General features: G+C 74.6%; 11 protein-coding genes. 2 read left to right on the forward strand and 9 right to left on the reverse strand.

Annotated features, from left to right (window positions below):
* Positions 1–24: 24 nt before the first annotated feature.
* Genes ACZ514_RS28660 through ACZ514_RS28670 form a run of 3 tightly spaced genes read right to left on the reverse strand, consistent with a single transcriptional unit; the run spans position 25 to position 3,133 of the window.
* The gene (locus ACZ514_RS28660) at positions 25–1,266 is read right to left on the reverse strand and encodes an FAD-binding protein (RefSeq protein WP_468701201.1); all 1,242 of its coding nucleotides are present in this window, start codon (positions 1,264–1,266) and stop codon (positions 25–27) included.
* Complete coding sequence (locus ACZ514_RS28665) at positions 1,263–2,312, reverse strand: polysaccharide deacetylase family protein (RefSeq protein ID WP_468170276.1); 1,050 nt, start codon at positions 2,310–2,312, stop codon at positions 1,263–1,265. Before ACZ514_RS28665 ends, ACZ514_RS28660 begins: the two co-directional genes overlap by 4 nt.
* An 11-nt stretch (positions 2,313–2,323) precedes the next feature.
* Entirely contained in the window at positions 2,324–3,133 is an 810-nt protein-coding gene (locus tag ACZ514_RS28670; RefSeq protein ID WP_468170278.1) for a phytanoyl-CoA dioxygenase family protein, read from the reverse strand.
* Positions 3,134–3,339: 206 nt separating this feature from the next.
* On the opposite strand from ACZ514_RS28670, the gene ACZ514_RS28675 reads away from it, so the two are divergent.
* A complete protein-coding gene (locus tag ACZ514_RS28675) occupies positions 3,340–4,590 on the forward strand; it encodes an ATP-grasp domain-containing protein (RefSeq protein WP_468170281.1) in 1,251 nt (416 codons plus the stop codon).
* Between the two features lie 73 nt (positions 4,591–4,663).
* On the opposite strand, the gene ACZ514_RS28680 is transcribed toward ACZ514_RS28675, so the two are convergent.
* Both ACZ514_RS28680 and ACZ514_RS28685 read right to left on the reverse strand, forming a co-directional pair.
* A complete protein-coding gene (locus ACZ514_RS28680; RefSeq protein WP_469126026.1) occupies positions 4,664–5,542 on the reverse strand; it encodes an aminoglycoside phosphotransferase family protein in 879 nt (292 codons plus the stop codon).
* Between the two features lie 15 nt (positions 5,543–5,557).
* On the reverse strand, positions 5,558–5,773 hold the full coding sequence (locus tag ACZ514_RS28685; RefSeq protein WP_468701209.1) for a hypothetical protein: 216 nt from the start codon (positions 5,771–5,773) through the stop codon (positions 5,558–5,560).
* 300 nt (positions 5,774–6,073) lie between these two features.
* Here ACZ514_RS28685 and ACZ514_RS28690 point away from each other — a divergent pair, with 300 nt between their 5' ends.
* On the forward strand, positions 6,074–7,324 hold the full coding sequence (locus ACZ514_RS28690) for a helix-turn-helix domain-containing protein (protein WP_468170290.1): 1,251 nt from the start codon (positions 6,074–6,076) through the stop codon (positions 7,322–7,324).
* A gap of 189 nt (positions 7,325–7,513) precedes the next feature.
* On the opposite strand, the gene ACZ514_RS28695 is transcribed toward ACZ514_RS28690, so the two are convergent.
* From ACZ514_RS28695 to ACZ514_RS28710, 4 genes are all read right to left on the reverse strand, one after another.
* Positions 7,514–8,542 carry an alpha/beta hydrolase gene (locus ACZ514_RS28695; protein WP_469126027.1) on the reverse strand — a complete coding sequence of 343 codons (1,029 nt, stop codon included), beginning with the start codon at positions 8,540–8,542 and terminating at the stop codon, positions 7,514–7,516.
* Positions 8,543–8,557: 15 nt separating this feature from the next.
* Positions 8,558–8,977 carry a RidA family protein gene (locus ACZ514_RS28700; protein ID WP_468170295.1) on the reverse strand — a complete coding sequence of 140 codons (420 nt, stop codon included), beginning with the start codon at positions 8,975–8,977 and terminating at the stop codon, positions 8,558–8,560.
* Positions 8,978–9,067: 90 nt separating this feature from the next.
* Positions 9,068–10,240, reverse strand: coding sequence for a cytochrome P450 (locus ACZ514_RS28705; RefSeq protein ID WP_469126028.1), 1,173 nt, complete (start codon positions 10,238–10,240; stop codon positions 9,068–9,070).
* Positions 10,237–13,479, reverse strand: a complete 3,243-nt coding sequence (locus ACZ514_RS28710) for an amino acid adenylation domain-containing protein (protein ID WP_469126029.1) — start codon at positions 13,477–13,479, stop codon at positions 10,237–10,239. Before ACZ514_RS28710 ends, ACZ514_RS28705 begins: the two co-directional genes overlap by 4 nt.
* Positions 13,480–13,572 lie beyond the last annotated feature (93 nt).

Below are 13,572 nucleotides of genomic sequence, written 5' to 3' on the forward strand. Positions count from 1 at the left end.
TCCGCGATCGCTGGGACAAGGGGGTCACCGGGACCCGGGGGAGAACAACCCGTCGACGAACTCGTTGGCGAACTTGCCGTCGGGGTCGGACTTCGCCAGCAGCTCCGCGAAATCGGAGGCGCGGCGGTAGCAGGAGCGGATGTCGGCCCCGGTCATGGCCGTGAGCTTCGCCCAGTGGGGCCGTGCTCCCAGCGGTGCCAGGAGTCCTTCCACGGCGTCGATCACCGGCCGTACGCGGGCGGCGTCCCTGATCCAGGTGAAGTGGAAGGCCACCGAGTCCCGTTCGTACGCCGGGCTCAGCCACAGGTCGTCGCCGCGCACGGTCCGGACCTCGGCCACGTGCAGGACGGGTCCCAGGAGCGCACCGATCCCGCGCAGCGCGTCGCACGCGGCCGGGGCGGCGGCGCGCGGCAGGAAGTACTCCGACTGCAGTTCGTCGCCGGTGTCCGGGGTGGCGCCGGGGCGGAAGTGCGGCAGCCGCAGGTGCCAGGGGCCCGGGACGCCCAGTTGGACCGTGCAGGGGGCCGGGTCGGCCCCGGGGACCGGGTGCAGCGGTCCCGGCGCGGGGGTCCCGAGGTCCAGCTCGGTGACGGCGCGGTCGGTGCGGCGCTTGAGCCACACGGACGCGTCGTCCCCCCACGTGGTGAACACGCTGACGCTGTACGCGGCGCCGGCGACTTCGTCGAAGCGGTCGCGGATCTCGTCGAGCGGAACCGCCGTCCGTACCGACTGGGCCACTTCGAACGCCGGCTCGATCTCCAGGGTGATCCGGGTGGCGACGCCCAGCGCCCCGAGGGAGACCACCGATCCGGTGAAGGTGTCCCGGTCCACGTCGCGGCGCAGCTCGACCAGGTCGCCCTCGGGGCCGACCAGTTCCAGCCCGGCGACGGCCGCCGACAGGCTGCGCCGGCCGTCGCCGGAGCCGTGGGTGCCGGTGGCGGTCGCCCCCGCGACGGAGAGGTCCGGCAGGGAGGCGAGGTTCGCCAGTGCGTGGCCTGCCCGGTGCAGTGCGGCGGCCACGTCGGCGTACCGCATTCCGGCGGTCACCGTGGCGGTGCCGGCCGCGGTGTCGATGTCCACGGCCGGGGGCAGCCCGTCGAGCCGGACGAGGCCGCCCGCGGTCGCCAGGACCCCGCTGAAGGAGTGGCCGGCCCCGAGCGCGCGGACCCGTTCGCTGCCGGCGACGATACGGCGCAGTTCGTCGACGGAGCCGGGCCGCGCGATCGGGGCCGTACCGAAGTCGAGGTTGCCCGCCCAGTTCCTCATGGCGCCGCCACCAGCCCGGGCCGGGTCCGCGCGATCATGTCGTCGGCCCGTACGAACGTGTAGCCGCGCTCCAGGAGTCCTTCGATGATCGGCGGGAGCGAGGCCACGGTGGGCGAGCGGTCGCCGCCGCCGTCGTGGAGGAGGATCACGGAGCCCGGCCGGACCCCGGCCAGTACGTCGCGCGCGATGGCGTCGGCCTGCCGCAGGGCCCAGTCGTCGGGCGCGACGTCCCACAGCACGGTGGTGGCGCCGATGTCCGTGAGCCAGTCCAGCACCTGTGGTGTCCGCGATCCGTACGGGGGCCGGAACAGCCGGGGTGCCTCGCCGCCGCTCGCGCCGGCGATCGCCTCCGCGGTGCGGTTGATCTGTTCGGCCAGCTGGGGCCGGGTCAGCTCGGGCAGGAAGGGGTGCGACCACGTGTGGTTGCCGATGGCGTGGCCCTGTTCGCGCATCCGGGCCAGGTCCTCGGAGAAACCGCCCGCGTTGATCCCGACGCAGAAGAAGGTCGCCGGGACTCCGTAGCGCTCCAGGACGTCGAGGACCTGTCCGGTCCAGGGCGGCAGCGGTCCGTCGTCGAAGGTGAGCGCGACCTCGCGGCGTTCGCGGCTGCCGTGGCTGAAGAGGCGGCCCGCCAGGTGCTGCTCGCGGTCCGCGCCGGCGGAGGAGGCGATCTGGGCGGCCAGTTCCTCCTCGCGGCCGGTCTGGGTGCCGCGGTGGGGCTCCAGCCGTACCAGGCCGCGGCCGCCGCGCAGGCTCGCGAGGGCCAGTTCCTCCGCCGGGACGGAACCCCACAGCGGCCGGTCCGGCAGCAGCCAGGGGTCGGCCCGGTGCACGCGCAGTCCGGCCGCCATCATGCGGCCGTCCAGGGTGCCGTTGGTGCTCTCCACGACGATCCCGAGCCGGTCGCCGAGCTCGCGCAGCCGCGCGATCAGCTCGTCCGCCCGGTGCGGGGGGTAGTCGCCGGGCACGGGGACGCGGCGGCCGTCGGGGCCGACCACGGCGAGGCGGTACCCGCCCGCGTGCCATGAGATTCCCGCGTGCAGCATCTGGTCCTCCCTCACTCGGGCCGGGTGTATTCGCCGAAGTGGTGCTCGGCGAAGAGGTCGGGCCAGTCCGCGCCGGCGAGCCCGAGCCGGCGCGCCCGCCGCAGCATCTCCCGCCAGTACGGCTTGACCGGCGGCCACGGCACGCCGGCCTCGCAGTAGGAGGCGTCCACGAAGTAGCGGGGGCGGCCCGGGAACTGGGGCTTCGCCCGGCGGGCGTGGAAGAGGGCGGAGTGCAGCAGCACGGTCGAGCCGGCCGGCAGCTCCTCGAGGTACACCTCGCCGGGCAGCACGTCGGTGCCCAGGTGGGCGCGCGCCGTCTTGGGTGCCGCCTCGAGGTGCGATCCGGGCAGGACGGCCAGTCCGGCCATGTCCGGGTCGATGCCGTCGAGGTAGTGCAGTGCGTGGACCATCGTGTGGGTCCGGCGCGCGGCGGAGCGCTGCTCGTAGTCGTGGTGCCACGCCTTGCCGGGGAGGTCGGGGGCGTGCCGGTCGCTGTGCATGTGGTGGAAGCCGAACCCAGGGCCGAGCAGCTGCCCGACCACGTGCAGCAGCGGTGCGTGGGCGAGGAGTTCGCCGTGCCCGGGGAGGTCGAGCTCCAGGACGTCCGGCACCCCGTGGGTGGCGTAGTCGAGTACGGCCGCGATGGACCGGGCCCGCAGCCCGGTGTCGACCCAGGTGTCGACCTCCTGTTTGACCCGGGTCACCAGATCGTCCGGGAGGAAGCCCGGCAGTACGAGGAAACCGGACCGTTCGAACTGGGCCCTCTGCGTGTCGTCGAGTTCGGGCAGCCGGGTGGGGGTGTGCAACGTCTGCACGGACATGGGTGAGAGCTCCGTTCTTCATTGATGAACTGGCCGGTCGCGCGCCCGGGGACACGACGGGGTGCCGGGCGGTCTGCGGCGACCGGATGCTTCGGCTCAATCGAGCGGCTCTATCCGAAAAGAGTGACAGACGTTGCCTAGTCGGTCAATAATCTTGGCAACCCACATTGCCTTATCTGGCAACTGAATGCTCCGACGGAGGCAGCATGCGAGCGGATAACCCCTTGGTCGTCCTTGTCGACGCGTACGGCACGGGCCGGCACCTCCGGGCGGCCTTCGCCGGACTCGGCGCCGAGGTCGTGCACCTGTCCAGCACCCCCGAACCCCTGGAGCACCTGAAGGCGCCGGACCTGGGCGGCTACGCGGCGGCCCTGGTCGCCGCCGGCCCGGCCGAGACCGCCCGGCAGCTCGCCGCGTTGCGCCCGGCGGCCGTGGTGGCCGGGCAGGAGCCCGGCGTACCGCTCGCCGACCTGCTGTCCGAGATGCTCGGCCTGCCGACCAACGGATCGGCCCTTTCGGCGGCGCGCCGCGACAAGTACGAGATGATCGAAGCCGTCCGGAAGGCAGGCGTGCGCTGCGCCCGCCAGTTCCGGTCCGACGACGTCGACGCCCTCGTCGCCTGGGCTCGGGAGCAGGGCGGCCGGCCGGTGGTGGTCAAGCCGCTGGCCGCCTCCGGCTCCCAGGGCGTGTCCATCTGCGCCGACCCGTCCGAGGTGCGCGGCGCCGCCGAGGCGGTCCTGGGCACCGTCACCATGTACGGCGAGACCAACGCCGAGGTCCTCGCGCAGTCCTACCTGGAGGGCACCGAGTACATCGTGGACACCGTCTCCTGCCGCCGGGCGCGCTACGACGCCGGGGTGTGGCGCTGCGACAAGCGGCGCCGAGGTACCCGCAACGTCCCCCACCGGGCCCTGCTCGTCGCGCCGGAGGACCCGGTGGTCGCCGAGCTGACCGCCTACACCCACGACGTGCTGGACGCCCTCGGCATCGAGTTCGGCGCCGCGCACGCCGAGGTGATGATGACCGCCGACGGGCCCGCGCTCGTCGAGATCGGCGCCCGTATGAACGGGACGATGAACCCGGACTTCGACGCCGGGAACTTCGGCGCGGACCAGGCCCGGGCGAGCGCGCTCGCCTGGCTGCGGCCCGACGCGTTCGCCGAGGAGTTCGCCGGCCGCACGTACCGCAAGCTCCGGGAGGGGTTCGTGTACCACGTCGCCACCGGCCTGGCCGGAGTCGTGGAGTCCGTGGACGCGGCGGTCCTGGCGGAGATCCACGGGGTGGAGTCCGTCCGGGCGGTCACGGTGAAGCCCGGCCCGGGCGACCGGCTCCGGCCCACCGTCGACCTGCCGTCCAGCCCGCTCACCGTCCACATGGCCCATGCCGACGCGGCCGCCCTGGCCCGCGACCAGGCCCGGGTCCTGGCGCTGTCCGAGGAGGTGTTCCGGCTCGCGTAGCCGTCGCGGGAACACGGGAGGAGGGGGCGGGCGCGACCGTGTCGCGCCCGCCCCCTCCCCGTGTGCAGCGGCCTCAGCCCGCGAGCACCTGCCGGATCACATGGCGGGCGTTCGCGGAGATGACCGGGTTCGTCCCGCGGTAGTAGGGCAACTGGACGAGGGCCATGGACAGCGCCCAGCCCCGGCCGCGGGCCCAGGAGGCGTCGTCGGTGTCCACGGCCTCGCGGAAGGCCCGCCGCGCGGAGGACGGCAGCAGGTTCCACGCCGGGATCAGGTCCACGGCGGGGTCGCCGAGGCCCGCGGTGCCGAAGTCGATCACCGCGGCCAGCCGTCCGCCGGCACCGAGCAGGTTGCTCGGCATGAGGTCGGAGTGGATCCACCGCGGCTCCCCGGACCACCCGGGGGCGGCGAGCGCCTCCTCCCACGCGGCGAGGGCCGCGGCGGCGTCGAAGGGCTCGTCCGTACGCCGCAGTTCCTCGATCGCGGCACGGGTCTCCGCGTCGGCGGCGGCCAGCGGCCGGCCCCGGTGGGCCCGGGGCCCCTCGCCGGGATCGACCCCGCGCAGCGCCGTGACGAACGCCGCGAGGTCCCGGGCGAGCCGCCCGGGGTCCTCCACCCGGTCCTCGACCAGCACCTCGCCGTCGATCCACCGGTGGACGGCCCATCCCCACGGGTAGCCCTCGGCGGGCCGGCCCAGCGCGAGGACCTCCGGGACGGGCACGGGCACCAGGGGCGCGAGCCGCGGCAGCCAGTGGGCCTCCCGCTCCAGCGTTCCGGCGCCGCCCTGGGTGAGCGGCAGCCGGACGGTCAGCCCGGTGCCGACCCGGTAGATCGCGTTGACAGTGCCACCGGACTCCAGGCGCCGTACCGGCAGGCCGGCCCACTGGGGGAACTGTCCGCGGAGCAGCCGCCGGACGAGGTCCTCGTCGGTCCGCGCTTCGTCTGCGTGCATCGTGGCCATGGGTCGTCAGGGCCAGTCGATGACGCCGGCGCCGCCGTCCCGGGTGCCGGCGGGGGCGGTGGGTCCGGCGGGCCAGTCGATGCCGTCGCCCTGCCCGGCGCCGACGGTCCGGACGGAGGGCTCGGCGGGCCAGTCGATGCCGGGGTCGGCGGTCGTGGCGACGGTGGCCGCAGCGACGGAGAGCAGGGCTGCGGCGGAGGTGACGATGATGCTTGTACGCATGAACGGCTCCGAACGAGGATCCCGTGATCGCGGGATCGGGGATGTGGGAGGTACTCGAGATCCGCTTGAAGCGGCTCGGCCTCGATCAACCTAGAACTCCCGGCCCCCGATGGCAAGTCGATTTGCCAAAAGTTGCCAAGGGTTCTCGCGGGCTTCACGGGGGTGCGCCGGGTCGGCGGGGACGGAAGGCACGCGTCCGGCAAATAATTTGCCTACGCGGGCGGGGAGCGCTAGGATGCCCACCACAGCGTTGGCGGGCGCGATCAGGGTTGTCTTCCGAGAATTGATTGCAGGACTCACATGACAGACGAGTCGTCTTTCGGCGCGCGCCTCAAGGCTTTGAGGCTCCAACGGGGTCTCTCCCAGGCCTCGCTGGCCGGCGAGGAGATCTCCACCGGCTATTTGTCCCGCCTGGAGTCGGGCGCGCGGCAACCCACCGAGCGAGTGATCACCTACCTTGCCAAACAGCTGGGCGTGGACCGTCTCGCCTTCGACGCCCTGCCCACCGCTGCCGCCGCCCCCGGCGGCAGCTCGCTGACGCAGGCGCTGAGCATCGCCGCCTCCTCCGACAGTGACGAGTCCGTCGAGCAGCTCATCGACGTGCTCGCGGCCTCCGGGGCGGAGGATCCGCTCCTGCGCTGGCAGGCCCTGTGGGTGATCGCGGGGTACCGGTCCCGCCACGGCGAGCGCGCCGAGGAGCAGGCGTGCCTGGAGGAGCTGGCCGAGGTGGCCGAGGAGCTCTCGCTGCCGGCGCTGCAGTGCCGGTCCGGCACCCAGCTCGCCCGATGCCTGCGCTCGGTCGGCCAGATCGCCCGGGCACTCGAACTCGCCGAGAACGCGTACCGCGTCGCCAAGGACGCCGGGCTCTCCGTCGCCGACACCGGGACCGCCCTGCTGGCGCTGGTGTCGGCCGAGGCGGAGTCCGGCCGCCTGGCCGAAGCCCGGGCGCACGCCCGGGAACTGGTCGAGCTGGTGGCGGGCAGGTCGGACGCGCTGCGCGCCGAGGCCCTGTGGTCGGCGGCCACCGTCTGCTCCCGTCAGGGGGACGACGAGGCGGTCCACGCGTATCTGGAGCAGGCCATGCAGGCACTCGACAGCCGTGTCGACCCGATTCTGTGGGCGCGGCTGAGACTCGCCGCGGCCTCGCTCTACCTGCAGTCCAGACCCGCCCTCACCGAACAGGCCCGCACCTGCCTGACGCAGGCCGAGGCGGCGCTCGCGCTCATCGGCACGCCCGTCCAGCAGCAGGAACTGCTGGTGCTCCAGGCGCACCTCGCGTTCGAGGAGGGCCGTTACGCGGACGCCCGCGCGGCGCACGGCCGGCTGGACTTCGAGAACCTGCGCCTGACCTACCGCGACCGGATCCGGCTCCAGACGCTCGACAGCCTGCTGCTGATCGTCGAGGGCCACCAGCAGGAGGGCCGCGCCCGGCTGAAGCAGCTGGGCGAGGAGGCCCGCCGCGCCTCGAACATGGACCTCGCCGCCGAGATCTGGCGGGTCCTGGCCGAAACGCTGGAGAACGCCGAACGGGCGGGCGCCGCCGGCCGCTGACCGGCCGCACGGCCGCACACCGGTGGCCGCATCCCGACACACCGGCGGACGCACCGCCCGTCTGCCCGTACACGCCGCATGCCCCGGGGGGCCTGGCCCGGGCCAGGCCCCCCGGGGCATGCGCGGGCGCCGTCGGCCGGCGGCCCCGCCGCTGCTCCTCCACGGCGTGGAGGAGCAGCGGCGCCGACCTCAGCCCGCCAGTACGCGGCGCATCCACGCCACCCGCGCCCGGTGCGCGGCCTTCGAGACGGCCGCGTCCGGGACCCACTCGTCGAAGCTGTGGAACGCCCCCGACCACACGTGGAGTTCGGCCGAGCCGCCGGTCTGCCAGATGCGGGACGCGTAGGTGATGCCCTCGTCGCGCAGCGCCTCCACGGAACCGACCTCGATGAAGGCGGGCGGGAGTCCGGACAGGTCCTCGGCCCGGCCCGGGGCCGCGTAGCAGGAGACGCCCGGCGTGCCGCGCCGCTCGCCCAGCAGGGCCGTCCACCCCGCCCGGTTGGACTCGCCGTCCCACAGGCCCACGCGCGCCATCTGCCCGGCGGAGAACGTGCCGCACCGGTCGTCGAGCATCGGGAACTGCAGCACCTGGCCGATCGGGCGCGGGCCGGAGCGGTCCCGGGCCAGCAGCGCGAGGCCGGCGGCCAGGGCCCCGCCGGCGCTGTTGCCGCTGAGGAAGACGCGGTCCGGGTCGAGGCCGAGGCCTTCGGCGTGCTCCGCCAGCCAGCACAGCCCGGCGTAGCAGTCCTCCACGGGCGCCGGATCGGGGTGCTCCGGGGCCAGCCGGTACTCGACGGAGACCACCGCCGCCCCCAGGTCCTGGGCGCGGTCCAGCTCGCCGATCAGTTCGGTGCTGCGGTGGCTGCCGGCCACCATGCCGCCGCCGTGGGTGTGGTAGATGACCGGTACGGGCCCCGGGGCCGACGCCGGGCGGCAGATCAGCAGGGTGATCGCGGGGGCGCCGGCCGGGCCGGGCACCGTACGCTCCTCGGTCTCGAACGCACCGCCGCGGCGTATCCGTTCGTCGCTCAGCCGCCCTTCGGCGGAACGGCGGCGCCGGTCCGGGATCAGCTCGGGGGTCAGGGGCATGGGGAGCTCGCCGAGGATCCAGCCGATCGGCCCGGCCAGCTCGGTGTCGAAGGGCGGCGGCGGGGCCTGCAGCCCGGCGTCCCGGAGGGACGGGGAGGCAGCGGCGGAGGGGGAGGTGGTGGGAGTCATGGTGTGTGTTCCGGTCTACTCGACGGGCAGCAGGGCGAGGGCGTCCACCTCGAGCAGCAGATCGGGGCGGTAGAGCGCCACGATCTGGACCACCGTGCTCGCCGGCGGGCGCTCGGTGTCGATGAACTCGTCGCGCGCGGCCAGGATCTGGGGGACGGAGGCGATGTCGGTGACGAAGTAGGTCAGCTTGATGACGTCGTCGAACGTGGCTCCGGCGGCGGCGAGGCAGCGCTCCATGTTGGTGAAGACCTGCCTCGCCTGGGCCGCGGGATCCCCGGGGCCGACGAGTTCGCCGTCGGCGTCGAACGGCATCTGGCCGGCGATCGCGGCGACCCGCCCGGGCCCGGTCACCACGTGGGTGTACCCGGAGCTGGGGGCGACCCCGGCGGGGTGCGACAGGTGTACGAGGCCGGGCAGTTCCTTCTTGTCCGTCATGTCTTCTCTTCACTCCTGGACGGGTCGTGGGTGACGTGTCCGGTCGGGACGGGGGTGGGGGAGGGGGCGTCGCGGCGGCCGCGGGGGCCGTCACTTCGCGGTGAGGCGCACCGGCAGCGTCTCGGGGCCGCCCACCTCGATGGACCGCAGCCGCCGTACGGGGCCGTTCCGCTCGATCCGGCCCACGGTGTCGAGCAGCTCGGTGAACAGGACGCGCATCTCGGCCCTGGCCAGCGTGCTGCCGATGCAGAAGTGCTCCCCGGCGGCCAGGGCGATGTGCCGGTTCGGGCTGCGGGTGATGTCGAAGAGGTACGGATCGGTGAACACGTCCTCGTCGCGGTTGGCCGAGGGCAGCCACAGGGCGACGCGGTCGCCGGCCTCGATGCGCGTGCCCCGGACCTCCACGGCGCGGGTGGCGACCCGCATGCTGTGCGTCGCGCTGGAGGTCCAGCGCAGGACCTCCTCGATGGCACCGGGCATCAGGGCGCGTTCGGCGGCCAGCCGCTGCCACTGGTCCGGGTGCTCCAGGAAGGCCTGCATCCCCCCGATCAGGGCCAGCCGGCCGTTCTCGGTGGCCCCGATGAGGTTCTCGCAGTTGAAGACCGCCTCCTCCTCGGTCAGCAGCTCCCCGTCCACCGTGCCGTTGACGAGGGCGCTCACCAGGTCGTCGGCGGGCTCCTCCATCCGCTGGTAGAGCAGCTCCATGAAGTACTCGACGAGCTGGGGGTGCGAGACCAGGGACGCGTGGGCCTCGAACGCCTCGTTCGTCCACCGGTACAGGTCCTCGTGGTCCCGCTCGGGGATGCCCAGGACGTGGCAGATCACCGCCAGGGACAGCCGCCCCGCCACGTCGTCCGCGAAATCGCAGCTGCCGAGTTCCAGGGCACGCCCGAGGACGCTGCGCGTCGCCGCCCGGATCCAGCCCTCCAGGCCCCGTACGGCACGGGTGTTGAACCAGTCCGCCATCAGGCCGCGCAGCTGCTTGTGCCGCGGGGCGTCGGTCAGGGCGAGCGTCATGCCGCCGCCCGGGTCGTCGCCGGCGCGCAGCAGTACGCCGCGGGCCGAGCTGAAGGCCGCGGCGTCCCGGTACACCGACCGGATGTCCTCGTACCGGGTCAGCGACCAGAACGCGGGGAGTTCCGCCGCCTCGTGGCGGTACACGGGGGCGTGCGCGCGCATCCACCGCCACACGGCGTGCGGATCACCGCTCGCGTGGAGCCCGGGATCGGTCAGCAGGGCGGGTGATACGGCGGTGGTCGTCATGGCGTGACTCCTGGTACGAGGGCTCCCGGGACGGCTCCCGCGGCGAGGGCTCCCGGGGCGAGGGTGCGCACCCGCTCCGCGAAGCGCTTGGAGACCTCCCGCGCGGTGCTCTCCGCGACGGCGTCGGGCCTGAAGGCGGTGTGGACGAGCAGCCCGCCGTCGTCCGCGGGCCAGAGCTCGGTGTGCAGTTCGAGGGGCAGGTCCAGATAGGGCTGCCGCAGCAAGGTGGTCCTCGCGCCGACGAGCTCCAGCCTCGGCGGGGCGTTGTCCTGGCAGGCGAAGAGGGTCTGGTACAGCGGGGGCCGGCCGTCGCGCGGCGGATCCACCAGCGCCAGGACGTCCGGGAACGGCACGTCCTGCGCGGCGAAGGCGCGGGCGGCGGTCCCGGCGACGCGCGCGACCGCGGGGCCGTCGCCGTCCAGGGCGGCCCCGCGCAGCCGCAGGGCCAGCATGTTGATGTGGCATCCGACGGCGCGCTCCAGCTCCGCGCCGTCGCGCTGGGCCACGGGGACGCCGACCGCGAAGTCCCGCTGCCCGGTCGCCTCGGACAGGCCGGCCGCCCACAGAGAGAGCAGGACCACGAAACGGGTGACCCCCGCCGCGGCGGCCGCGGCGTCGGCCCCGGCCACCGCCTCCGCGTCCAGTACGGTCTCGACGAGCCCCGGTGCCCCCGCCTCCCGCGGCTCGGGGCCGGCCGGCCACCTCATCGCCGGTACGCCCGTCAACTCGGCCCGCAGCCGGGCGTGATGGGTGTCCGCAGCGGCCTCCCTCAGGTGTGCCCGGCGCTGCCGGTGCACCGCGGCCAGCGACGGGCGGGGGCTCAGTACGGGGGTGCCGGTGGCCACGGCCGTGCGGTAGGCGGCGCTCAGGTCCTCGGCGAGGACGCCCTCGGACCAGCCGTCGAAGGCGACGTGGTGCACCACGCAGCCGAAGACGGCGGTGCCGGCGTCCGGCTCCGGGCCGGTGACCGGGACCAGGACGGCGCGCCACACCTCGCCGGCGTCGGGGGCCAGCTCCCCGGCGAGTTCGGCGCGGGCGGCGCGGGCCGCCGCGGCGACGGACTCGCGGGCGGGCAGTACCTCCAGGGGCGGCGGGGGAACGTCCACGAGTTCCGCGGCGGGCCGCGGGTCCAGGACGTACGCGGCGCGCAGGGACTCGTGGCTCCGGTGCACCTCGGCGACGGCCGCCTCCAGGGCGGCACGGTCCAGCCCGCCCTCGACCGCCCACGTCATCAGGCAGTGCCCGGTACGGTCCGCCGGGTCCAGCAACCCGGGGGTGAGGTACACCAGCTGCATGGCGGACAGCGGCGTGCCGGCGGAGCCCCCGCGCTCGCCGGGGCCGGCGGGAACCGGCTCCGGCTCCCGCTCGGGCGCGGCCAGCCGGCGGGCGAGGCCCGAGGCCGTCGGAGCCTGGTACAGCCAGGAGACCGGGACCGGCCGGGACAGGGTGGCGCCGAGCCGTGCGCAGAGCCGGCCCGCGCCGAGGGAGGTCCCGCCGAGGTGGACGAAGGGCACGTCGAGGGGGACCGCGTCGAGTTCCAGGACGGAGGCGAAGCATTCCGCGACGGCCCGCAGCACGGGATCGCGCAGCTCGGCGGGCCGGATACCGGACCGGGCACCGGGTCGCGCCGGGTGCGCCGCCTCGGGCGACGGGCCGCCGGGGGCGGCCGCGCCGGCCCCGCCGGCCAGCGCCAGCAGGGCCCGTTCGTCCAGCTTGCCCCGCGCGGTGACGGGGAAGGCGTCGACACTGACCAGCGCGGCGGGCCGCTGGTAGGGGACCAGGGTCGCGGCCAGCACGTCGGCTGCGCCGTCCAGCGGGTCCCCCGGCCGCACCGGCACGCAGAACGCGACCAGTTCGAGTTCGCCGCGGGCGGCGTCGCCGCGGGCCAGTACCCGGCAGTGCCGCACCGCGGGCAGGAGCCGCTCCACCTGTCGCTCGACCTCCGCCGGCTCGACGCGGTGGCCCCGGATCTTCAGCTGCCGGTCGGCGCGGCCCCGGTAGTGCAGCCGGCCGTCCCGGTCCCAGTGGCCGAGGTCGCCGGTGCGGTAGACGCGCGCCTCCTGCCCCTCGATCCGTACGGTGGTGAACTTCCGTGCGGTCAGGGCCTCGTCGCCCAGGTAGCCCAGTGCCAGGCCGTCGCCCGCGAGGCAGATCTCGCCGGTCTCGCCGACCGCGCACGGCCGGTTCCCGTCCAGGACGTGGACCCGCGTGCCGGGCACCGGGCGGCCGAGGGGGATGCCGCCGGGGAGGTCGCAGTCGGCTTCCGTGACGCGGTGCGTGGTGGCGAAGACCGTGGATTCGACCGGCCCGTAGCCGTTGAGGAGCGTGATGCCGGGGTGCCGGCGCAGGAACCGGCGGACGTGGCCGGCCGAGAGCCGTTCCCCGCCGATCGCCACCTGGCGCAGCCCGTGGAAGGCGTCCGGGGCCTCGTCCACGATCATGTTGAACAGGCTGCTGGTCAGCCAGACGGTGTCCGCGCCGTGCCGGGACACGGCCTCGGCCAGGGCCACGGGCGACAGGTAGGGGTCGGTCACGATCACCGAGGTGCCCCCGTTCAGCAGCACCGCCCACAGTTCGAGCGAGAAGGCGTCCCAGGGGGTGGCGGCGGCCAGCGGCATCACCGTGGCGGTGGTGAATTCGGCGAAGGTGCCCGGCTGGAAGAGGCGGGCGGTCGCCCGGTGCGGGCTGAGCACGCCCTTGGGCCGGCCGGTGGTCCCGGAGGTGAAGAAGACGCACGCCGGATCGCCGGCGTCGACGGCCACGGGCGTGAAGCCGGCGCGTTCCGCCGCCCGCCCGGTCCCGTCCCCGGCCGTCCGCCGGGCCGGCGGTGACCAGACGGGCTGTGTGGTGCCGTGCGGCACGTCCCGGCCGTCACGGGCGATGAGGAGGGGCGGCCGCAGGTCGCGCAGCACGTCCCGCAGCCGGTCCGCTGGCCAGTCGGGGGGCAGCAGGGCGTAGGCGGCCCCGGTCTTCAGGACCGCGAGGAGCGCGGTGACCAGCTCCGTGCTCCTCGGCAGCAGTACGGGCACCAGCGCGCCGGGGGTGACTCCCGCGGCGACGAGCCCCGCGGCCCAGGCGTCGGCCGCCGCGTCGAGTTCGGCGTACGTGGTGGTGCGGTGCCCCTCGACGAGGGCGACGGCCCCCGGGCGCTGTGCCGCCGTGCGGGCGAACGCCTCGTGCAGTCCCCCGCCGGGCGCCCTGTTGCGCGGGCCTGCGGTCCACTTCGGGTCTGGTCGCACGCCGTCCTCCCCCTCTGCTCCGGTTAACCACCTGTCAGACAAGTCGATGACAAGGACATTGCCATCAACTTGCCTAATCTGGCAACCTTGCTG

This window comes from Streptomyces sp. NPDC034086, assembly GCF_055575515.1.